General features: G+C 70.4%; 25 protein-coding genes. 12 read left to right on the top strand and 13 right to left on the bottom strand.

From position 1 onward, the window contains the following. Positions 1 to 133: 133 nt before the first annotated feature. Together ACZ597_RS06455 and ACZ597_RS06460 are read right to left on the bottom strand one after the other, a co-directional pair. A complete protein-coding gene (locus tag ACZ597_RS06455) occupies positions 134 to 730 on the bottom strand; it encodes a hypothetical protein (RefSeq protein ID WP_471325732.1) in 597 nt (198 codons plus the stop codon). Between the two features lie 92 nt (positions 731 to 822). Then, positions 823 to 1,407, bottom strand: coding sequence for a TetR/AcrR family transcriptional regulator (locus ACZ597_RS06460; protein WP_471325735.1), 585 nt, complete (start codon positions 1,405 to 1,407; stop codon positions 823 to 825). Between the two features lie 119 nt (positions 1,408 to 1,526). Between ACZ597_RS06460 and ACZ597_RS06465 the strand changes: the two genes are divergently transcribed. The 3 genes from ACZ597_RS06465 to ACZ597_RS06475 all read left to right on the top strand — a co-directional run bounded on the left by ACZ597_RS06465 (position 1,527) and on the right by ACZ597_RS06475 (position 5,250). Beyond that, positions 1,527 to 2,402, top strand: coding sequence for an NAD(P)-dependent oxidoreductase (locus ACZ597_RS06465; RefSeq protein ID WP_471325738.1), 876 nt, complete (start codon positions 1,527 to 1,529; stop codon positions 2,400 to 2,402). Between the two features lie 556 nt (positions 2,403 to 2,958). Continuing rightward, positions 2,959 to 4,227, top strand: coding sequence for an acyltransferase family protein (locus ACZ597_RS06470; protein ID WP_471326773.1), 1,269 nt, complete (start codon positions 2,959 to 2,961; stop codon positions 4,225 to 4,227). Positions 4,228 to 4,866: 639 nt separating this feature from the next. Then, positions 4,867 to 5,250: a CBS domain-containing protein gene (locus ACZ597_RS06475; RefSeq protein ID WP_471325741.1), complete on the top strand. Its 384-nt coding sequence runs from the start codon at positions 4,867 to 4,869 to the stop codon at positions 5,248 to 5,250. Here the strand turns inward: ACZ597_RS06475 and ACZ597_RS06480 are convergent. From ACZ597_RS06480 to ACZ597_RS06490, 3 genes are all read right to left on the bottom strand, one after another. Continuing rightward, positions 5,231 to 5,590, bottom strand: a complete 360-nt coding sequence (locus ACZ597_RS06480) for a hypothetical protein (protein WP_471325744.1) — start codon at positions 5,588 to 5,590, stop codon at positions 5,231 to 5,233. The genes ACZ597_RS06475 and ACZ597_RS06480 overlap by 20 nt on opposite strands. 145 nt (positions 5,591 to 5,735) lie before the next feature. After that, the gene (locus ACZ597_RS06485) at positions 5,736 to 5,912 is read right to left on the bottom strand and encodes a hypothetical protein (protein WP_471325747.1); all 177 of its coding nucleotides are present in this window, start codon (positions 5,910 to 5,912) and stop codon (positions 5,736 to 5,738) included. A 28-nt stretch (positions 5,913 to 5,940) separates the two neighbouring features. Next, positions 5,941 to 6,297 carry a PRC-barrel domain-containing protein gene (locus ACZ597_RS06490; RefSeq protein WP_471325749.1) on the bottom strand — a complete coding sequence of 119 codons (357 nt, stop codon included), beginning with the start codon at positions 6,295 to 6,297 and terminating at the stop codon, positions 5,941 to 5,943. A 683-nt stretch (positions 6,298 to 6,980) separates the two neighbouring features. On the opposite strand from ACZ597_RS06490, the gene ACZ597_RS06495 reads away from it, so the two are divergent. Beyond that, the gene (locus ACZ597_RS06495) at positions 6,981 to 7,322 is read left to right on the top strand and encodes a MerR family transcriptional regulator (protein ID WP_471325752.1); all 342 of its coding nucleotides are present in this window, start codon (positions 6,981 to 6,983) and stop codon (positions 7,320 to 7,322) included. 295 nt (positions 7,323 to 7,617) lie between these two features. Beyond that, positions 7,618 to 7,818 carry a hypothetical protein gene (locus ACZ597_RS06500; protein ID WP_471325754.1) on the top strand — a complete coding sequence of 67 codons (201 nt, stop codon included), beginning with the start codon at positions 7,618 to 7,620 and terminating at the stop codon, positions 7,816 to 7,818. Between the two features lie 158 nt (positions 7,819 to 7,976). Here the strand turns inward: ACZ597_RS06500 and ACZ597_RS06505 are convergent, their stop codons facing one another. Continuing rightward, entirely contained in the window at positions 7,977 to 8,474 is a 498-nt protein-coding gene (locus ACZ597_RS06505; protein ID WP_471325757.1) for a DUF5994 family protein, read from the bottom strand. Positions 8,475 to 8,753: 279 nt separating this feature from the next. Between ACZ597_RS06505 and ACZ597_RS06510 the strand changes: the two genes are divergently transcribed. The 6 genes from ACZ597_RS06510 (at position 8,754) to ACZ597_RS06535 (ending at position 12,668) form a co-directional block, all read left to right on the top strand. Further along, on the top strand, positions 8,754 to 9,329 hold the full coding sequence (locus tag ACZ597_RS06510; RefSeq protein WP_471325759.1) for a DUF5994 family protein: 576 nt from the start codon (positions 8,754 to 8,756) through the stop codon (positions 9,327 to 9,329). Between the two features lie 5 nt (positions 9,330 to 9,334). Then, on the top strand, positions 9,335 to 9,523 hold the full coding sequence (locus ACZ597_RS06515) for a hypothetical protein (protein WP_471325761.1): 189 nt from the start codon (positions 9,335 to 9,337) through the stop codon (positions 9,521 to 9,523). Positions 9,524 to 9,617: 94 nt separating this feature from the next. Beyond that, on the top strand, positions 9,618 to 9,884 hold the full coding sequence (locus ACZ597_RS06520; RefSeq protein WP_471325764.1) for a hypothetical protein: 267 nt from the start codon (positions 9,618 to 9,620) through the stop codon (positions 9,882 to 9,884). Between the two features lie 50 nt (positions 9,885 to 9,934). Further along, positions 9,935 to 10,219: a hypothetical protein gene (locus ACZ597_RS06525; RefSeq protein WP_471325767.1), complete on the top strand. Its 285-nt coding sequence runs from the start codon at positions 9,935 to 9,937 to the stop codon at positions 10,217 to 10,219. Positions 10,220 to 10,514: 295 nt separating this feature from the next. Then, positions 10,515 to 11,714 carry a PP2C family protein-serine/threonine phosphatase gene (locus ACZ597_RS06530; RefSeq protein WP_471325770.1) on the top strand — a complete coding sequence of 400 codons (1,200 nt, stop codon included), beginning with the start codon at positions 10,515 to 10,517 and terminating at the stop codon, positions 11,712 to 11,714. Between the two features lie 177 nt (positions 11,715 to 11,891). Next, positions 11,892 to 12,668: an alpha/beta fold hydrolase gene (locus ACZ597_RS06535; RefSeq protein WP_471325772.1), complete on the top strand. Its 777-nt coding sequence runs from the start codon at positions 11,892 to 11,894 to the stop codon at positions 12,666 to 12,668. A gap of 141 nt (positions 12,669 to 12,809) precedes the next feature. Here ACZ597_RS06535 and ACZ597_RS06540 read toward each other — a convergent pair whose 3' ends face one another. Then, positions 12,810 to 13,655 carry an SDR family oxidoreductase gene (locus ACZ597_RS06540; protein ID WP_471325775.1) on the bottom strand — a complete coding sequence of 282 codons (846 nt, stop codon included), beginning with the start codon at positions 13,653 to 13,655 and terminating at the stop codon, positions 12,810 to 12,812. A gap of 84 nt (positions 13,656 to 13,739) precedes the next feature. Here ACZ597_RS06540 and ACZ597_RS06545 point away from each other — a divergent pair, with 84 nt between their 5' ends. Further along, a complete protein-coding gene (locus ACZ597_RS06545) occupies positions 13,740 to 14,339 on the top strand; it encodes a TetR/AcrR family transcriptional regulator (RefSeq protein ID WP_471325778.1) in 600 nt (199 codons plus the stop codon). A 91-nt stretch (positions 14,340 to 14,430) separates the two neighbouring features. On the opposite strand, the gene ACZ597_RS06550 is transcribed toward ACZ597_RS06545, so the two are convergent. From ACZ597_RS06550 to ACZ597_RS06575, 6 genes are read right to left on the bottom strand one after another with little or no spacing between them, the layout of a single operon-like run. Then, positions 14,431 to 14,682, bottom strand: coding sequence for a hypothetical protein (locus tag ACZ597_RS06550; RefSeq protein ID WP_471325781.1), 252 nt, complete (start codon positions 14,680 to 14,682; stop codon positions 14,431 to 14,433). A 12-nt stretch (positions 14,683 to 14,694) separates the two neighbouring features. Next, positions 14,695 to 16,206 (bottom strand): WhiB family transcriptional regulator, encoded by a 1,512-nt coding sequence (locus tag ACZ597_RS06555; protein WP_471326776.1) that lies wholly within the window; start codon positions 16,204 to 16,206, stop codon positions 14,695 to 14,697. Next, on the bottom strand, positions 16,196 to 16,813 hold the full coding sequence (locus tag ACZ597_RS06560; RefSeq protein ID WP_471325782.1) for a hypothetical protein: 618 nt from the start codon (positions 16,811 to 16,813) through the stop codon (positions 16,196 to 16,198). The genes ACZ597_RS06555 and ACZ597_RS06560 overlap by 11 nt, the downstream gene beginning before the upstream one ends. After that, positions 16,813 to 17,865, bottom strand: coding sequence for a hypothetical protein (locus ACZ597_RS06565; RefSeq protein WP_471325785.1), 1,053 nt, complete (start codon positions 17,863 to 17,865; stop codon positions 16,813 to 16,815). The genes ACZ597_RS06560 and ACZ597_RS06565 overlap by 1 nt, the downstream gene beginning before the upstream one ends. A 5-nt stretch (positions 17,866 to 17,870) precedes the next feature. Then, positions 17,871 to 18,488, bottom strand: coding sequence for a hypothetical protein (locus ACZ597_RS06570; RefSeq protein WP_471325788.1), 618 nt, complete (start codon positions 18,486 to 18,488; stop codon positions 17,871 to 17,873). A 31-nt stretch (positions 18,489 to 18,519) separates the two neighbouring features. Beyond that, on the bottom strand, positions 18,520 to 19,143 hold the full coding sequence (locus tag ACZ597_RS06575; protein WP_471325791.1) for a hypothetical protein: 624 nt from the start codon (positions 19,141 to 19,143) through the stop codon (positions 18,520 to 18,522). Positions 19,144 to 19,154: the final 11 nt, after the last annotated feature.

Consider the following 19,154-nt stretch of genomic DNA (forward strand, 5'->3'; position numbering starts at 1 on the left):
GATGACCCGTCTCCCAATGCACTTTGACCGATCTCACTGGCCTTCGACCGCTCGCCACTGGCCGGCCGGCTGCGGTCCGGGCCGCGGACGACTGGCCGACCCGACACCGGTCCGGGCCCGGATGGCCGGGCAGTCAGGGTCGGCCGGGGGCGGCGCCGAACAGGGGATCGAGCGGATCGCCCTCGTACCCGACGACGAGGCAGGACGCGGCGACCGGTCCCCGGGAGAGCTCTACGAGCCGGGCCAGGGCCACCGCCTCGGACGGCAGTCCGGCCGGATCGAGACCGAGCGCCCGGGCCGCACGGTCCCGTCGCCGGTCGAGGTCGGGCCTGTCTTCCCGGTACTCGTCGGCGACTGCCTGGAGTTCGGAGACCGTCCGTCCGGGAGCATCCCGCCACCAGGGTGCGACCAGACACAGCCGCACCAACTCCGGCAGTCCGAGAGCGAGCGGTCCGGCCTCACCATCGAGGCTGATGTACACCACTGGGCGTTCCTCGCCGCCCTCGCCGACGAAGCAGAACGCGTCCCCCGAGCCCGCCCGCGCGAACTGCTCCAGCCGGGCCCCGGAGGCGAGCCGCACCCCGTCCTCCAGCAGGTGGTCGGCCGGGTCCGTCGCGTCGAGGTCCGCGACCCCGGCAAAGAAGGCGACGACCTCCTCGTCGGTACCCAGGAGAGGCAGCAACGCGCCGGGGTGGGCGGGTACGCCGGCTGGTGCATTCGATCCGTTCACCCGGCAACCGTATCCGGGACCTCCGGCACCGGCTGCGGCAGACGCGGGCGGCAGGGCGGCCTGGTCCTGCCCCCCTCGATCACAAGTGGTCCTTACGGGCGGGGCGCTCCATAGGAACCGATCAAGCGGGCCAGTTGTCGGCCCGTCACCTGGAGCGGTTCCTCGCTGCGGTTGACCTGGGCCGTCACTTCGGCGCCTTCCAGGGCGCTGATGACGGTGGTCGCCAACTCCCTGGCGTCGCGGGCCTGGAAGCCGGAACGCAGGAGTTTGTCCGTGACCATCTGCTCCCAGCTGCGCAGCGCGTCGGCGCATGCCTGCTGGATCTCGGACTCGCCGCCCAAGGTTTCCAGTGCCGCCGCTGTGACCGGGCAGCCGTCGGTCCAGCCCGACTCACGCAGCGCTTCGGCGAGCTCCCGAGCGCAGACCTCCACGGCCGCACCCGGGTCCTCTTCGCTGTCCAGGGCCTCGCGGAGGACCGCCGCGAACTCGTGGCTGCCGTACTTGATGGCGGCGACCGCAACGGCCTCCTTGCCGCCCGGGAAGAAGTGGTAGACGGAGCCCAGTGTGGCCTCCGCCTCCTTGGCGATCTGTTTGATGCCCGTGCCGACATAGCCCTGGCGCTGCAGGAGGCGCGCTGCGGCGATGACGATGCGGTCCCGGGTGCCGGTCTGTCCCATGTGCACACCCTACTGGCTAGAACGTTCGTTTTAGAGCCGTGCTACATTGCCTCCACGCTCTAGTTAGAGCGCTCGTTTTAGTCGCATCCTCGTGAACACGTACCGCGGAGGTCTTCCCAATGAGCAGCAAGCAGCCCGTGACCGTCATCGGACTGGGCCCCATGGGGCAGGCGATGGTCCACGCCTTGCTCGACAACGGCCACCCCGTCACCGTCTGGAACCGCACCGCGTCCCGCGCCGATGCCCTCGTTGCCCGCGGCGCCGTACTCATGACGAACGTCGAAGACGCCTTGGCGGCCAACGAGCTGGTCGTCCTGAGCCTCACCGACTACGACGCGATGTACGCCGTGCTTGAACCGGCGTCCCACGCCCTGACCGGCCGCGTGCTCGTCAATCTCAGCTCCGACACCCCGGAGAAGACCCGCGCCGGGGCACGGTGGGTGTCCGAGCACGGCGGGGTCCACCTCACCGGTGGCGTCACCGTCCCGCCTTCCGGCATCGGACAGCCGGCGTCGTCCACCTTCTACAGCGGGCCGCGCCAGGCCTTCGAGGCGCACCGGCCCACCCTCGAAGTCCTGACCGGCACGGACTACCGGGGCGAGGATCCCGGCCTGGCCGCGCTCATGTACCAGATGGGCATGGTCATGTTCTGGACGTCCATGCTCAGTTACTGGCAGGTCATCGCCCTCGCCGACGCCAACGGCCTCACTGCGGCGGACGTCCTGCCGCACGCCACCGCGACCATGACCGATATGCCGGGCTTCCTCTCCTTCTACGCCGAGCGCATCGACGCCGACGACCACAGCGGCGATGTGGACCGGCTGGCCATGGGCATGGCAAGCGTCGAACACGTTCTGCACACCAACGCCGACGCGGGCGTCGACACAGCGCTGCCGGCCGCCGTAGTCGCCCTGTTCCGGCGCGGCATGGACGCCGGGCACGCGGCGGACAGCTTCTCCAGCCTGGTGGGGCTGATGAGGAAGGCCGGGGCATAGTCGCAGCCCGGCAGGTGACTCGTCGGTCGGGACGCGATCAGCCGGGGTGACCTGACCGACGGTGAGCGGGCCGTGCTGGAGCCGCTGCCACCGGCGGCCGACAACGGGTGCGGCCGGTGGCGGGAACACCGCCAGGTGATCAACTTGGCGGTTTCGGCGCACGTGAGACGACGCTATGGCCGTACGGCCAGGGCCGTGCCCCCAAGCTTGTGGCGCGGGTTCGATTCCCGTCATCCGCTCTTGAGAGAAGGCCCAGGTCAGCGACCTGGGCCTTGTGGGCCGCGGCCACGACGGCACCCGCCGGCGTGGGCCATGGCAGACCGCCCCGCCTTGACTCACCCGGACGGCCGCAGCGATACCGCGAACCCGGTCGACAGCGGCCAGACTCATCCCCGGCAACTGACGGGCACACGCAGCACTTCCGTCCGGGAGGCATCGACGGCCACAAGGAATCCGCAGTCACCGCCCATCGGGCCGACCGTCGCAACGGTTGCCCAGCAGCCCGCCGTTGCCCGCTTCCAGGGAATGCCCCCGCTCAACAGAACCCGGATCCGCGATCAGTCAACGCGCTCTCGACCGCCCGGAGGACGGCGCGGCCCCGCCGCCCCCAGCCCGCCCGGCCGGCTCCACCCGCAACGGCCGGCTCTGCTCTCTCGACGGACTCCGCCTCGTCGCGGCGCTCATGGTCACCGCCTTCCACTTCTGCGCGTTCGACAACTGGTCCTCACACAGATGGGGTGTCGCCACCGCCGAGGCCTTCCCCACGTTCCAGCCGATCGCCTCGTACGGCTGGCTCGGCGTCGAACTCTTCTTCCTGATCAGCGGATTCGTGATCTGCATGTCGTGCTGGGGCAGGAGCGTCGGCGACTTCGCGGTGTCACGGCTGATCCGCCTGTACCCCGCCTACTGGTTCGCCGTGCTGTTCACGACAGTGGTGCTGTTCTTCACCCGCGACGGGAACACGGGATTCACCACCACCCGGATCCTGACGAACCTGACGATGCTCCAAGAGCCGTTGGGTGTACGCAACATCGACCCCTCCTACTGGACCCTCTGGGCCGAGCTGCGCTTCTACCTGCTCTTCTCCATCGTCTGCGCGGTAGGACTCACCTACCGGCGGGTCCTCGCCTTCTGCGCCCTGTGGCTCCTGATGGCCGCGCTCGCACCGCACTGCGGCATCCCTCTGCTCACCTCGACGGCCATGCCGAGTGCCGCCCCGTTCTTCACCGCGGGCGTACTGATGCACCGCGGCGGGCCGACCCCGGCGACCTCGTTGCTGCTCTGCGCTTCCTGGCTGCTCGCCCAGGACCGGCTGCGCCTGCTGGTGACCTCGGCCGAAGGATCGGTCAAGAGCCCCCTGTCCCTGCCCGTCGCCCTCACCGTGGTGACCGCCTTCTATTTGACCGTGCTGGGCCTGGCCCTGAAACGAACCCCGCCCCTCGACCGACGCTGGCTCGTCAAGGCCGGCTCACTCACCTTCCCGCTGTACCTGCTGCACGAGAAGCCCGGCTGGGAGGCCATCCGGCTCCTCCACAACCTGATGCCGCCCTGGGTTCTGCTCGGCGCTCTGCTGTCAGTCCTGCTCACGACCTCTTGGCTGGTGCACCGCTTCATCGAACGCCCTGCAGCCAAGGCCTTCAGCAGACGGCTGAGACCTCGCGCAGGCCGGTACGGGCCCGGTACCGAGGACATCGACGGCTCGCCCGCGCTGACGGCGCGGTCCCCCGCCCCCCAAGAAGAAGCGGAAGCCACTGGTGAGCATGAAGGCGACGCGCCCACCACGTTCCGCTCAGTGCGGTCCGCCCGGCCCGCCCGCGGCGGGTGAGGAGAACCACGCCCGCCGGCCGGGCGTGCCACTACGTGCCAGTCAGGTCGGTGAACAGCGTTCAGCAGAGGGCCTCCCGGAGGCCCGAAAGCATCCACGAGAGGTGCGTCTCCGCAGGTCAACGACCCATGACGAACCCGGGCACCGGGGATTCCGAAGCTTATGGCGCGGGTTCGGTTCCCGCGCCGCACTCGGGGTGAACCAATATCTGTGCCCGCGGTCTGAGAATTTCAGGGACCCCGCGGGGAGGGTTTTCAGCGCCACGCGCAAGGTGGATTTATTTACGCGCACAAACCACTGCGGCGTGCTACTGTCGATCTCGGTTGCAGTTTTGGCACCCAAAAACTTCAAGCGCTCCCGTGCGGCCTCCGAACCGCATGGGAGCGCTATATATGCCGGGTTTTGTAGCTGGGGCCCGCATCCCTCGGGGTGCGGGCCCCAGCTGCATCCATTTCCGCAGCGGTTCACCTGCGGTATCCAAACCTTCAGGGATTTGGATACCACAGAGCCGAACACGCCCGCACGGATTCCGCGGGCAAGGTTCGCTTTCGCATTGCATTCGGCCCGTTCTCGTGATTCCCGCGCTGCTCTTCCGCTGCGAGCATTCCTTAAGCTGACCCATCTCTACAGGAGGCACCTTTGACGCTGGTCCAGATGCAGCCCCGCTCGGCGGGCGCCGACCCCGCGCACCGGACGGTGCACGACGCCATGAAGGCCGCCGGACCACGGGTCTGGGACGACATGACGGTCGAAGTGGCCCTGTCCGTCATGACCAGTGCCCACGCGGAACATCTACTCGTCTGTGACAACGACGGCGTGTGCACCGGACTGGTCACCCAGGCCCAGCTCGCCGCCGTCCGTGACAGCGACGCGTACACGGACCGGGTCCGTCTGCGCGAGATCCTCCCGGCGAGAGTCGGAACGGGCACGGCAAGCGGGCCCGACCGGCACATGCCGGCCGGGCCCTCCCGCGCATCGACGGTCTCCTCCACGCGGCGGTTCGTCAGTGGTCGGAGTAGCTGAAGTCGCCCACCGTCCAGGCGCTGACGTCCTCGATCGAGACGCGGTACATCCCACCCGTCTCCGGGATCCCCACCGTGCCCTGGAGGATGCGGGCCACATGGAAGTGCAGATGCGTGGGCGGCCCCTCCCCGCGTGTGATGGTGGTGAAGACCGCGGAGAACTCGCCCAATCGGGCCGAGTCCGTCAGGACCTCTGACACCCGCTGCCTCCACACGGCCTCGGGAGCCAGCCGGCCGGTGATGACAGCACCACCGATGACCACGGTCAGGGACATCTGATTGCTCTGCCCGGACTCCACCAAGGCGGCGACGGCAACGAGCAGTTCGTCAGGCTTCGACATGGAAGCGGATTCTATTCACCGGCCGTGCCGCCCGCTCGGACGGTCGCGCTACCGGGCGGGAACCGCACTCGGCCACACCGCCGGCCCGCCGCCCGCCTGGACGCCTGGACGCCGGAGGTGCGCCCCCGGGTCCGCAAGGGAGGTCTCAGCGCAGTGTGCGGTGATGCCGGCCAGAGGAGCGCCGGATGTGTACGACCAGGTACACCAGGGCGGCGGCGAACACCACGATGCCGATGATCAGCAGGTAGAGCAGCCCTTCGGCGACGGCGCCGATGAGGCCCAGCACGATCGCCACGATGACGAGGATCAAGAAGAGCGTCATGCCGTAAGGCACCTCCTCGATGGGCCGGTCAGCGGCGGGCGAGCTGCCGCTCGCCCTTCGCGCCGGGCTGGTAGGGCAGGCCGTAGTGGGCGAACACCGCGGCCTCGTCCTCGGCGGGCAGAACGTCGTCCGTCCCGATCGCCGGGCACCTTTTCACCAGTGACCGGTCGTAGTCGACCTTGACGTAGGCCGGTCCCACGATCGCGCCGTTCAGCGGGACGAAGACCAGGCGGTGGCGGGTGGGCAGCCCGACCTGGACGGTGGCCATGGCCGGCTCGTCGGTGGTGGTGTCCACGTAGACGGCCTCCAGCGTGCCGATCTTGTGGCCGCCGGCGTCGACGACGTCGTGGGTCCGCCACTCACGGATATCCGCGCTCTGGATCATCCCCGGCCTCCTTCCTCACAGCGGTACACCGACCGGTGCACTTCCCAGCCTGCCCCGCGGAGTCCGGCCACACCAGCCTGGCCGGCCGCCGTTCCGTCCCCGGCAGGAGCAGGACCCACGACCGGGACCGCTGTCGGCAGGCCGCGTTCCGTGCCGGCCGCCTCACCGGCGTCCCCGGCCTGACTCTCTGTTCCGTCGCCGTTCGAATACGATTACCTCACCGTCGAACACGCGAAAATCTATCGCGGCTAAAGTAGACATTGGATGCTGGCGCGGTTATGGTTTCTCTCGTAACCCAGGGAGACAGCAGGGTCCGGCAGAGACGAACTGCCGGGCAGCAGGACCCGCAGTACACGTAGTCGCAGTGCGCAGGAGAGCAGTACCGGCAGTACGAAGTCCCCCGTTGGGTAGCAGTTGATCACCAAGGGAAGAACGGAGGAGCCGAGCGCCATCAGGATCGCCCGGGCAGCAGTCTGAGCCCGGGTACCGCAGGACATCGACAGTGAGGTGGTCCCCGGTCAAGCAACCGCGATCCCCGTACCCCCGGCAGCAGCTCGGCCGGGCATGCGGCAACAGAAGGCCGACGCAGTACTAGGGTCGGCAGATGGTGTAACAGTTCCTTCGGGGCCCTGGTGCCGTACGGCACCAGGGCCCCTCGACGCGTTCCACAGAGAGAGGTGCAGATGACAGCACACGACTCGTTCGACGATCGTCTCGACGACGACGACTACCCCGCCTACACGATGGGCCGGGCCGCCGCCATGCTCGGCACCACCCAGGGCTTCCTCCGCGCCATCGGCGAAGCCCGCCTCATCACCCCGCTGCGCTCCGCGGGCGGACACCGCCGCTACTCCCGCTACCAGCTGCGCATCGCCGCCCGCGCCCGGGAGCTCGTCGACCAGGGCACCCCCATCGAGGCCGCCTGCCGCATCATCATCCTCGAGGACCAGCTCGAAGAGGCCCAGCGGATCAACGCCGAGTACCGCCGCAGCGCCCGGGAATCCGATCCGCCGGCTGCGGTGTGACGACTGCGCCTGCCAGGCGCAGTGCGCGGTGGTGTCGCGTGCCTGCACGGCGCGAGCGACCGAGGCCGTGTGCCGCGCCCGGCCGCTCGGGCCCGGCGCGAGCCGGCGCGCTCAGAGCCACGGCCGGCATCGCCGGAGTGCTGGTAGATCATCGCCGCCTTCTCCGAGGACCGGCCGGCGCGGGCCATCGTGTCCTTCAGCCTCGCCCGGACGCGGCCATGATGCGGGCCGCCGCTGTGCGTGTCAGCGTGATGCGAGAGGATCCGTACCCCACTCGTCAAGAGGAGTTGCCGTCATGGACGGTAGGCAGGACAAGCGTCGGGAGCCGGGCAGGGGCCGCGAGGCGCAGGAGCACCATCGCCCCGGGGACCCCGCGCAGCCCCAGCCGGGCAAGTCGTCCCGCGAGAGGGGACAGAAGCCCGGCCCGGAGGAGACCTCGCGCCGCCGTGAGGACGACCTGCTGCGCGAAGAGGACCTGCACGACGAGGGGCTCTGACCAGCGCACGACTCGCGCTCACGCCCAGAGCCCGGCCGGTCCGCAGTCACTCCGGCCGGGCTCTGCGGCACCCCGCCCGACGCCTGCGGGGACCGCGGGGACCGGGCCGCCCGCCGAGGTCGCACCGCGCCTTCGGGTCGGCCGCTGGGGGTTCGCGGTCAGCCTGCCGCATCAACGCCGTCCTCGGGTTCGGGTGTGGTGGCGATGAGGATCTGAGCGGCCTGCGTGATGTTGTCGGCGCGGACGGCGCGGGCCATGGCTTCGCGGGCGGCGTCGGCGGTGGTGTCCGGGGGGACCACCAGCAGGGCGAAGTGGTCGTTGGGGCCACGCGTGACGAGAACGGTGTCGTCGCCGACGGGGTCGGAGTCGAGGTGCACGACCTGGTCGTCGATGACCAGACGGGTCGGGAGGCCGTTCCAGGCGGACGCGTCCACGCCCACGCGGGTGATCGGGCCCAGATGCCCGGTCAACACGCTGATCAGCGCGGGCAGTTCGGTTTCGATTTCGCGGGTGCGCGGCCACCACGCGCCGTCCAGGAGTCCTTCCCGGGACCGCGTGGTCTCCAGCCTCAGCAGTGCCGTACCCGGTTTGATCGCCTGGTGGATGGCGTCCGGCAGGAGCAGTGGGGGCGTGTGGGGGGTGTCGGGGTCAGCCATGTGGATCCGCCCGTCTACGGGGTGTGGCCGTGCTGCGTCGCAGGTCGGCACCGGTGCCGTCGGGCGACGTGCGCACGCCCGCCGTCCTTTCACGGTACTCCCGCCGCCCGCTCCACCGCCCGCCGGAAAACACCTGCTCAGACCGGTCCCATTCCATCGAACAGGCGTACAGTGAAAGCACCGGGAGTACTTCGCGCACCGGCTCTCATGCGGGTGCCATTTCCGGCGATAGCCTAAAAACCGGGCTGCCGACGGGCAGCCCGGGGGCAGGTCCACACCATGACCACGACCCTCGAACGGACCGCGCCCCGCGACCTCGCCGCAGAGCTTCCGGCTCGCTTGTCCCTCACCCCGAAGAGCACCCTCGCCGGCCAGCTGGACGGCGCCTGGTGGCCCCGCTCCCGAGACCTCGAAGCCGAGCTCCCGGTGCTGCTGGCTGCCCTGGACGGGCCCTGGGGCCGCATCACCCGCGTCACCGTGAACCCCACCCGCTGGCCCGTCGTACCGCACACCGTGCCCATCGACGGGCGCACGCTGCACGTGGGCTGGTTCACCGAACAGGACCCCGACAAGCTGATCCTGCTCTCCTACAACGTCGGCCGCTGGGACCTCCTCGTCATCCCGCCCGAGACCGAGCCCGCAGCCGCGGCCCGGCTGATGGCCGCCGCGGCGATCCCGGGCAGCGTCCTCACCGCGGGCGTGCTGATGGCCAACGAATCCGTCATCGGGCGCGGCATCCGCGACGCCCAGCGTCAGGAAGCCGGCTGGGAGGGCGAAGGCGGGGCCTGCATGTCCCCCTTCGGGAGCTCCATGGACCGGTCCGCCCTGCCGCTGCCCGGAAACGGCTGGAGGTGAGCCCCGTGGAGACCGTCGTCCTCATCGCGGTGATCATCCTCGCGATCGCCGTCGGAAGCCGCTGGATCCACCTGCTGAACGCCCAGCACGACGCGCGGATCGCGGCCTACCACTTCAGCGACCCGCTGCCGAGACCTCCCGGTCTGCCGGACGGCACCGGTCGTCGAGCCCACCACACGGATGCCGACCGGTGAGGAACAGGTCTTCCTCCGACCGGGGGAAGCGGCCGGGGCGCCACGGCGCCCCGGCCCGCCTGCCTCTCACCCACCCGGAAGGGAACACACCCACGTGAAGTACATCGAGACCCGGACACTGCCATCGCTCGGACACGCCGAGGTGCGGATCATCGCCCACACGCCCGAGGCCGCCCGCGCGGTCGCGGAAGCCCTCCGCGGGCGCTTCGCCGGAGCGGAGCAGCGCAGCTACCCCGGCCTCGACGGCGCCACCCGCCTCCACCTCACCGTGGACACGTCAACACCCGCCGGCCCCGCCCGTTCGTGGCTGGCCGCCAGTAGGACACCCGTCGGCACCGGCGCCCACTCCGACGAGATCTGAGGAGCCCCCACCGGCCCCGGAGCCCACCCCCCGCACGAAGGGACGCGGTCATGGCCACGCTGCGCGAACGCAAGACCTACCGCGAACAGGTGCTCCGGGTCCTGTACGAAGCCGTCGAAGGCAACCGCCTCCTCGGCATCACCGGAGCACAGCTGCGGCGCGACCTGCACGTACCGGAACAGGACCTGGCCGCCGCCTGTACCTACCTGGCCGGCGAAGGACTGATCACCGTCGACTGGGAACCCGGCAACACCCCCGCGATGGTGACCCTCACCCATGAGGGAATCCGGCGCATGGAAGCCAAGGAGGAAGGGACGGCCGGGGGCCAGGCCTGAGCCGAGAGGCCGCCTTGACGCATTGATCACGACGGTTCGGCTACGGCCGGTGCGGGCGCGGACGCGAACGCCGGTCCAACCGGAAGAGGCCTGGTGGCACCCGGTCCGGCCCCGTCGGCGCGCGCCCGGACCCGAACGTGGAAGTCCTGGGCGAACCGGCCCACCGGGGCATCCGGGTGGTGGGGGCCGTCGGGCACGGAAGCCGTGTGGCGTGCCCGCGCGCGGGGGAGCATCCTGGAGGCCAGGCCGCCCATGCAGCCGGACGCCGGCCCGCCGCCCGGTTGGAGGCAAGAGGATGACCGTCGGAGGGCCCGGGGACCTGGACCGCTCGGAGAGCTTCGGGGAGGAGCTGCTCGGGGTGTTCCTGGACCGTGCGCCCGAGCTGGCGCCGCACATGGTCGGCCCGCTGGTCGCCGAGACGGTGGCCCGTTTGGGGGGCCGCGATCCACAGATCCTGCTCCAGGACTACGGACAGCAACAGCTGGTACCCCTGCCCGCCGGCGGCTTGACGGCAGGTGATCCGCAGCCCATCGACCGGTCCGCAGCCGGCCGGTGCTTCCTGGAGTCACGCCCCGTCGAAGTCCTGACGCCCGACGGCGTACGCGTCCATCTGCCCCTGCTGGACGGCGGCGACCAGGTGGGGGTCCTGGCGGTCACCCTGAGCGGGATCGACGACGACGCCCGTCGGCTCCTGCGCAGGGTCGCGGGCCTGGTGGCCGACGCGCTGGAGACGAAGAACGGCTACACCGACCTCTTCTTCCGCACCCGCCGCAGCGAACCGATGAGCGTGGCCGCGGAGATCCAGTGGTCCCTGTTGCCCCCACTGTCGATGGTGATGCCGCGCGTCGCGGTCGCCGGAGTCCTGGAGCCCGCCTACTCCGTGGCGGGGGACAGCTTCGACTACGCCCTGAACGGCGACGTCCTGCACCTCGCCATGGTCGACGCGATGGGGCACGGCCTGGACGCGGCCACGATGGCCACCGTGGCCATCGGCGCGTACCGCCACGCCCGCCGGATCAGCATCGAACTGTCCGAGATCTACCTCTTCATGGACCGGGCCGTCGCCGAGCAGTTCGACCCGGACCATTTCGTGACCGCGCAGATGATGCGCCTGGACACGGAGACGGGTCGCCTCCAGTGGGTCAACGCCGGGCATCCTGCGCCGATGCTGGTCCGCGCGCACCGCGTCGTACGCCGTCTGGACAGCCCCACGACCCTCCCCGTCGGCTTCGGCGGGGCCCAGCCACAGGTCAGCGCGGTGACACTGGAGCCCGGCGACCGCGTCCTCTGCTTCACCGACGGCTTGATCGAAGAACACCAGAGCGGCCAGGAACAGTTCGGCGAGGAGCAGCTGATCGACTGCGTGAACCGGCTGGAGCAGGCTGACCAGGGGATCCGCGCGGTGGCCCGGGACCTGTCCCACACCCTCATGCGGGCACGCGGCGAGAGCACCTCGGACGACGCGACGCTCGTCCTGTTCGAGTGGCGCGGATGACGGAAGGCCGTGACCCGACGTGCCCGTAGGGACGGTGCACGACGGTCTCCGGGTGATGTTCGAGCCGATACGGCGTGGGGCTGGGCGAGATCCTGCCCGGATTCCCGGTACGCCGTTGGGGCGAAGCCTCCGGCCTGCGGGGTTCTGGGCCCGGCCCGACGGGGGAGACCCAACATCGTGGCAAACCGTGGAGCAGGAAACGTCATTCCGTACGAGGTACAGGGCAGCGGTCCGGGGCATGTCATCGCGCTCCACCACTGGCTCAGCGACAGGTCGAGTTTCGGCTCTCTGCGGCAGCACCTGGACGGAGGCGCGTTCAGCTACGCGTTCGTGGACTGCCGTGGGTACGGCGAGGCGATGGACACCCCCGGCACGTACACGATGGAGGAGATCGCGGCGGACGCCCTCGCCGTGGCCGACGACCTCGGCTGGGACACCTTCTCGGTCATCGGTCACTCCATGGGCGGCAAGGCGGCCCAGCAGCTGTTGCTGGACGCCCCCTCACGGATCCGCTCGATCATCGGCATCTCGCCCGTGCCCGCGTCCGGGTTCCCGCTCGAAGGGGAGATGTGGGAGCTGTTCGTCGGGGCCGTGGAGGATTCCGGCAACCGCAGGACGATCTTCGACGCCCTCACCGGCAGCCGGCACGACGACGCGTGGCTGGACGCCAGGGTGAACGGCTCGGAACGCTCCTCGCAGGCGGCCCTGCGCTCGTACCTCGAATCCTGGACGCGCGGCCCCGATATCCACGAGCTGGTCAAGGGAAACGCGACGCCAGTGCTCGTGGTGGCCGGTGCGAGCGACCCGGCGATGGGCGCCGACACCATGCGGTCCACGTGGATGCAGTGGTATCCGAACGCCGAGCTCGAGGTCTTCGACGACGCCGGCCACTTCGCCCCCGACGAAAGCCCGCAGGCCCTGGCGACGGCGGTCGAGAGGTTCCTCGGCCGCTAGACGGCCAGGGCGGCCAAGCGCTCTGAGGCAGCCGTTCGGGGCTGCAGGCCACAACCCAGAACGCCTTGAGCGGGGCGTGCCATTACCTGCCACAAGTCGCCGCTCACCAGATCGAGTTCATCCGGGCCGCCGGAACTCCTTCTACCGGAAGGCCGGCAGGTTGCGCGCGACCCAGTCGCCGAAGGACCTGGCCGGACGGTGGAGGACGCTCTCCACGTCGGGGCTGATCTCCCGCTCGGCCGGCAGCGGGACGCCGAGGATGTCCAGCGTGCCGCCGATGACTTCCTCGGGCATGAACTGCGCCATGTGGGCGTGCGCGCCCTCGCGGGACAGTTCCACGAAGGCTACGTCCTCGCCCAAGGCGCTGGATATCACCGCGGCCTGCCGCCGGGGGCTGATCACCTCGGGGCCGGTCAGCTCGTACGTACGGCCCGCGTGGCCGTCCTCGCGCAGTGCGGCGGCAGCGACCCCGGCAATGTCCGCCGGGTCGATGACGGGCAGCGCCACATCTCCGAACGGGGCGTAGACCGTGCGCCTCGTGCGGACCGACTCGGCCCAGGCGAAGGCATTGGAGGCGAAGCCCCCCGGGCGCAGGATGGTGAAGTCCGGTCCAGACTCGCGCACGGCAGCCTCGAACTCGCGCAGGCGGGTGTGCGAGGGGGCCTCGGGGCGGGTGGAGTTGATCTGGGAGGAGAGCAGGACGACCCGCTTGACCCCGCCCGCCCCGGCCGCGTCCAGCAGGGCCTTCGGGCTCTCGCCATGGCCGTTGAGCTCGCCGCCCAGCAGGACGAAGAAGGCGTCGGCGCCATCGAGGACCGGCCTCATGCTCGCGGCATCTCCGACGTCGGCCCGGACGTGCCGAACGCCGGCCCGAAGCCCAGCGGGATGCGGCTGCCGCGAGACGGCAACGACCTCCTCGCCGGCCTCGGCCAGCAGCGGCACCAGCGTCCGCCCGATGTTGCCGGTCGCACCCGTCACCACGATCATTGCGATCCCCTCAAAAAAATTAGTTAGTCGGCTGACTTGATAGGACTCTAAGCGAACATCCGGGCGCTGTCTATAGTTGGTTGGGTGACTGACTCAGTGAAGCCCCGGGTGGCGCGGGCAGCCGACAAGCGCCGACGGCTCACGGCCGCGGCGGCTCAGGTCCTGCACGAGCAGGGCGTCGAACGGACCACCCTCGCCGACATCGCGCGCGTGGCCGACGTCCCCGTCGGGAACGTCTACTACTACTTCAAAACCAAGGACGAGCTGGTCCAGGCCGCGCTGTCCGAGCACAGTGCACACCTGGACGGACTCACTGGCCGCCTGGACCAGCTGCCCGACCCGCTCGACCGCCTCAAGGCCCTGATCGAAGCCTGGGTCGGCCAGCGCGACATCGCCGCCCGCTACGGCTGCCCCACCGGCACCCTGGCCGTCGAACTCGACAAGCGCGCGGACGGGACCCTCGACGCGGAGGCCGGCGCAGTGATCCGACGCCTGCTCGACTGGGCCGGCCAGCAGTTCCGCGCCCTGGGCCTGCCCGACCCGGACGGCCTCGCCGTCACCCTCGTCTCCGGCTACCAGGGCATGTCGCTCCTGGCCAACGCCCTGCGCGACCCGGACATCATGACCCGTGAGGGAGCCCGCCTCCTCGGCTGGCTCGACTCCCTGCAGGCTCCCCGCCCGTGATCCGCTCTTCTGCGAAGCCCCAGGTCAGAGACCTGGGGCTTCGTCGTCGTCCTGATGGCCGCATCGACCCGGATTCCAGGCGGTACCGCGGTCAGCGGTGGGCGTCGGGCAGGGTTTCGGTGCTGCCGTCGGGGTGGATGAGGAGGCGGACCGCACCGCCGTAGCGGTCGTCGGTTATCACGGCAGGGGTCGGGAAGCCGAGCTGCTGCGCGCGCTGCTGGAGGATGCCGATGACGACGTCCTGGATGTTGCCGAAGGGCGGGGCCGTCACGGGGACCTCGTCGATCAGGCCCGCGTGGTGGGAGAAGACGCGGACTTCCGCGGCCGGAGGGGTGGGCTGCACGGCGACTGCCTTTCAGGAGTTCGGGACGGCTTCGCCGGTGGACGGCGGCTTCACGGTGTAGGTGCCGCGCGAGACCCGTAGGAGTAGGCCCGCCTTGACCATGGCGGAGAGGGCGTTGCTGACCGACTTCCCCGCGCCCTGGTACGCACCTGGCGGCAGCGCCCCGACCACGTCGCGGCCGGTGAAGTGACCCGGGAAGGAGGACACTGCCGTCTCCACAGCGCGGCGCAGGCTGGGGACGCCCCAAAGGCCCGAGCCGACCGCCCCCGTGGCGGAGCGGTGCGGGTGATTGTCGCCCTGGACGCCCGCGTGGCCCTCGCCGTGGTCCTGGCGCGGGGTGAGGGGCTGGTAGCGCTCCAGGTGGGAGCCGAGCTCGCGGACCGCTTCCCGTACGGCCGCCAGACTCCGGGCGTGCGCGACGGCGGCCGGGTCCGCGGCGTGGGCTGCGGGGACGAGCACCGCCGTGATGGCCTCCACATGGTGCAGCGAGTCCGCCAGGCGGCGCAGCAGGGGCTCGAAGATGTCCTGCCGCAGCGCGGCGACGGGGTCGCTGGTCGCGAGCTCGATGCTCACGGAACCGGTCAGAACGCCGTCAGTCACCTCGTAGGCGGTCTCGTCACCCGCTGCCGCACGCCAGGACTCCAGGCTCATGCGGGTACGGGTGACCGCGGCGAGGAGCTCGGGCGCCACGGCGGCGGACGGGGCGAACGCGAGCATCCCGGCGAGCTGCTCGGTGACCTTGAGCATGGGGAGCGTGGCGCACGCCAGCGGGCCGAGCACGGTTTTCTGTATGGCCAGGGCCGGATCGGCGAGCGAGTAGGCGATCCGTGCTCCCGGCAGGACCGCAGCGCCCGCCTCCGGTACGTCGTCCGTGTCGGCGCGGTGTCGGCGGTCTGCCGGGAAGTGCTGTGCCGGCTGCCGCTGGGCGGGAACCGGCCCCTGGCCGGAACCCGCTGACCGGCGTGCCCGGTACTCCTGGAGGGCGCTGAACGCGTCGAGAACCGCGGCCGGTTCAACCGCTTCACCGCAGCCGCCGCCGGTGGCGGACGCGGTGGCGGTCAAGCGTCCCCGGCTGTCGCCGATGTCCAGCCACCTGCGGATCCAGCGCCGGTCCTGCTCTGTGGTGGCGGCGGCGTAACCGCCCGGATCGGACCGGACGACGGAGCCTTGCAGGCATTCGGCCCACACGGGGCAGGAGAAGCACAGCTGCCGGGCCGCATGGGTGAGGGCCTGGCTCCGCCGCATGCGGAAGGGAAGTTCCGGAGCACCCGCGGACGGACGTTCCAGGAGCGGCTCCGCGAAGATGTCGGGCCGCCGCTGGCAAGGCAGAAGCGTCGTGGCGGCCGGCAGCATCGATGCCGGCCGGGTTCTCGTCGCTGTCCTCGCCATGAAAGAAGTCCCCCGATGTTCTTTGTAACCAACGGGGACTCTAGAGCAGGCCAATTGGCAGCGGCAAAGCCGTACCGCTTGTTGTGGATCACTTATTACACAGCGGAAATGCCGGCCCACCACCTCACCGAGCATCCGTGTCAGCAGCTGCCGCAATTCGGCGAAGACCCCGGCGCTCCGCCATCGGTTCGCGCTGGTTCACGGTGGAGAACGTTCTGCTACGAACCGTCAGAACGCCTACCACGCAAAGGAATCCAAGGGGAACACCGTAGAGCGGCGCCACCATTCCCACCCCGGAGGCGCCGACGAGCAGGACGTCCGCCAGTACGACGGTGACGCCCCGGCGGCCCCGGGGCCGCTTGAGCATCCAGGCACCCAGCAGCGCCATACCGCCGAGCGCCCAGTAGCCGAAGACCGCCTGGCCGCTGAGGAGTCCGCCGGAGGACCCGCGCGCGGTGGCGCCCGCGGCCGCCAGGTAGCCGGTCATCGCGGCGGTGACGACGGTCGAGGCCAGACCGAGCAGCAGCTGGCCGCGACGGCGCATTAGCCAGACCCCGACGCCGAGGGCCAGCAGCACGCTCATCGTGAGGAACGAGGCCATGCTGGACGAGGCGAGGACGAAGAGCGTGTAGGCGCCGGCGATGCCGAAGACGATCCGGCGGAGCAGCCGCACGGCCCAGGCGTCGTCGCGTTCCTGACGGAGCAGGCGGCGGAGGGAGTCGAGGGAGGGGCGAGGGGTCATCACGGACCGTCCATAGCTGTCGCGGGGGTGCGGAGAGTGAGGGCCGGAGCGCCCGCGCTCTCAGCTCCGGGGGCCGGTCCGGCGGTCTCGCGCCGGGTGATGGTGGTCGGCTGCCGGAAGCCCATCTGCCAGAGCGGGCTGGGAAGGCTCTTCGGCGTTGCCTGCCGCTCGGGCGCCTCGACGGCTTGGGCCTGTGCCTGGGCCGGGGCCACGGCCTCCATCAGACTGTCGATCTTCGCCTTGCGGGCCTCGGGGGTGTCGGCCGCGAAGCCCTGCGGGTCGATGTAGCGGGGGAGGTCCTTGTTGTCGAACTGCGCGACGGCCCGCACGGCGTTCGTGCCGGCCTCGGCCCGGGTCACCTCGGGCCAGGACTGGGGGGCCTCGTACACGAAGTCGATGTTGTGCAGCCCGACGTTCTCGTTCCCGCAGAGCGTGCCGAGTTCCTTCTGGTGCAGGACCGCCCGGGTGTTGCCGACGTCCGCGAAGACCACCACCCGTCCTTCGGCCAGCCCGCCGTACGTCGCGGAGATCTCGTCCCATTTGGCCTTGGCGTAGTCCGGGCCGAAGCCCGCGCGTGCGCCACCGAGAGCCTTGATGACTTTCGGTTCCCAGAGGAACATGCCGTCGAGTTCACTACCGCCTTGGGTCGTCTCCAGGGTCTGTGCGGTACCGGGATCGGTCACGTTCTGCTGGGCCGCCCACTCCTCGGCTATGAAGCGCTGGGACAGGAACGGGACGCCCCAGTCGTTCTCCGGCGCTTCCGGGTGCTCGATGCCGTACGACCAGAAGGCACTGATCGGCTTCGTCCCCTCGGGCGGCGAGAGCTTCGTCTTGTCCGTGGCAAGGGCGTCGATGTACTGCCTCGCCTTGGACACACGGGACTTGCCGTCCTCCGACACCTTGTCCTCAAACCCTGCCGCCGTGGCCGCGGCCTTGATGCGCCGCGCTATGGATCGCGCATTGACCTTGGCGTCCAGGGCCGCCAGCTCCCGGGCGTTCGCCCGGCGCAGGGCGCCTTCCTCTATCTCTTGCGGTATCGGTTCCGGGCTCACCGCCGTCAGGCCTCCAGCGGACGGGGATAGACCTCGAGATCCATGTTCACCACTCCGGCATCGGACCGGTCGGCGGTGCCCACGGCCGGCGTGATGCGCAGGCTCACGAGGGCACCTCCTGGAGCGGCGAGCTCCCAGTAGGCCATGTGGTAGGGATCCTTCTCCTCGATGCGGTCGGCGTCTTGGGGGATCGCGAACTCGCCGAGCTCCTGCGGGAAGGAGTCGGAGTCCCAGGCGCCTTCCCAAGCCGGGGCGCCGAGTACCGAGGACACGGCGTCGCGGTAGAGGGGCCAGACCCGGTCGGCCTCGGCCAGCACATGCGCGTTGCCCTCCGGATTCATCGCCGACTCGCCCCACACCCAGTGCGACAGACTCTGCACGGGCGCCCAGCTGCCCCCCAACGCGTTCAGCGTCATCTCGCCCCCGGTGGCCGTGCGCACGTTGAGGACGTACTCGAACTGGGTCGGCGTCCAGCCGAACTGGGCGCACCACTCGTCCAACCCGTGGCTGGGCAGCGGCGGGCCGTTCCAGACGGTCTCCCAGTGGACGTCGGTCAGCCCGCGCAGCTCGGTGACGAGTTCCTCCGGGGTGCGGTCCACCGGCGGTTCGAAGGGCGTGCCCATGTCGTGGTCTCTCTTTCTCGCGTCGCGTACGTCACAGCAGCCAACCGGGGCCGTCGAGCGCCTTCGGGTCGGCCGGTCCGTGGAAGGTGAGGGAGATCGTCCCACCCCCCGCGTACCCGCCCTCCCGGTGGTCCAGGGCGAGCACGATGACCGGGGCGAGCGGGTTGGGGTACCTCCACTGGGCCAGCCGGTACGGGGCCCGGAGCTCCAGCCGCTCCTCGGCGTCGGCCCATCGGCCCGGAGCCGGCGGTTCCGGAAAGTCCGGGCTGTCCCAGGCGCCCTCCCAGCCCGGTGCGCCCAATACGGCGGTCATCCGGGCGAGGTGGGCCGCGTACCGGTCGAGGGCGACCGCCAACACGGTCCCGCCTTCGGAGTCCCCGGCCGCCGTGACCTTCCAGGCGGTGTACGACGCCCGGGTCACGGGCCGGTCGAGGCCGGCCCGTGAGGCCAGGTGGAGGCGACCGCCCTGCGGCGTACGCACCCACAGGCCCGACTGGGACCACAGCGGCTCCCAGCCGAAGCCGGCGCACCACTCGGCGCGCTCGGCCTCACCGTCCGGTAGCCCGGGCCATACGGTGCGCCAGTCCACTCTCAGGAGCGCGCCCAGCTCGGCGGCGAGCCCCTGCGGGGGGTGGTCGGTGATGACGCTTGCCATGAATCAGGCCT

The sequence above is a fragment of the Streptomyces sp. NPDC040718 genome (genome assembly GCF_055593565.1).

Coding starts and splice junctions, on each gene's coding strand:
- ACZ597_RS06460 (WP_471325735.1), bottom strand. CDS start 1,407: ATGGGACAGACCGGCACCCGGGACCGCATCGTCATCGCCGCAGCGCGC.
- ACZ597_RS06465 (WP_471325738.1), top strand. CDS start 1,527: ATGAGCAGCAAGCAGCCCGTGACCGTCATCGGACTGGGCCCCATGGGG.
- ACZ597_RS06480 (WP_471325744.1), bottom strand. CDS start 5,590: ATGTCGAAGCCTGACGAACTGCTCGTTGCCGTCGCCGCCTTGGTGGAG.
- ACZ597_RS06485 (WP_471325747.1), bottom strand. CDS start 5,912: ATGACGCTCTTCTTGATCCTCGTCATCGTGGCGATCGTGCTGGGCCTC.
- ACZ597_RS06490 (WP_471325749.1), bottom strand. CDS start 6,297: ATGATCCAGAGCGCGGATATCCGTGAGTGGCGGACCCACGACGTCGTC.
- ACZ597_RS06495 (WP_471325752.1), top strand. CDS start 6,981: ATGACAGCACACGACTCGTTCGACGATCGTCTCGACGACGACGACTAC.
- ACZ597_RS06500 (WP_471325754.1), top strand. CDS start 7,618: ATGGACGGTAGGCAGGACAAGCGTCGGGAGCCGGGCAGGGGCCGCGAG.
- ACZ597_RS06505 (WP_471325757.1), bottom strand. CDS start 8,474: ATGGCTGACCCCGACACCCCCCACACGCCCCCACTGCTCCTGCCGGAC.
- ACZ597_RS06510 (WP_471325759.1), top strand. CDS start 8,754: ATGACCACGACCCTCGAACGGACCGCGCCCCGCGACCTCGCCGCAGAG.
- ACZ597_RS06525 (WP_471325767.1), top strand. CDS start 9,935: ATGGCCACGCTGCGCGAACGCAAGACCTACCGCGAACAGGTGCTCCGG.
- ACZ597_RS06530 (WP_471325770.1), top strand. CDS start 10,515: ATGACCGTCGGAGGGCCCGGGGACCTGGACCGCTCGGAGAGCTTCGGG.
- ACZ597_RS06540 (WP_471325775.1), bottom strand. CDS start 13,655: ATGATCGTGGTGACGGGTGCGACCGGCAACATCGGGCGGACGCTGGTG.
- ACZ597_RS06555 (WP_471326776.1), bottom strand. CDS start 16,206: ATGCTCGGTGAGGTGGTGGGCCGGCATTTCCGCTGTGTAATAAGTGAT.
- ACZ597_RS06560 (WP_471325782.1), bottom strand. CDS start 16,813: ATGACCCCTCGCCCCTCCCTCGACTCCCTCCGCCGCCTGCTCCGTCAG.
- ACZ597_RS06570 (WP_471325788.1), bottom strand. CDS start 18,488: ATGGGCACGCCCTTCGAACCGCCGGTGGACCGCACCCCGGAGGAACTC.
- ACZ597_RS06575 (WP_471325791.1), bottom strand. CDS start 19,143: ATGGCAAGCGTCATCACCGACCACCCCCCGCAGGGGCTCGCCGCCGAG.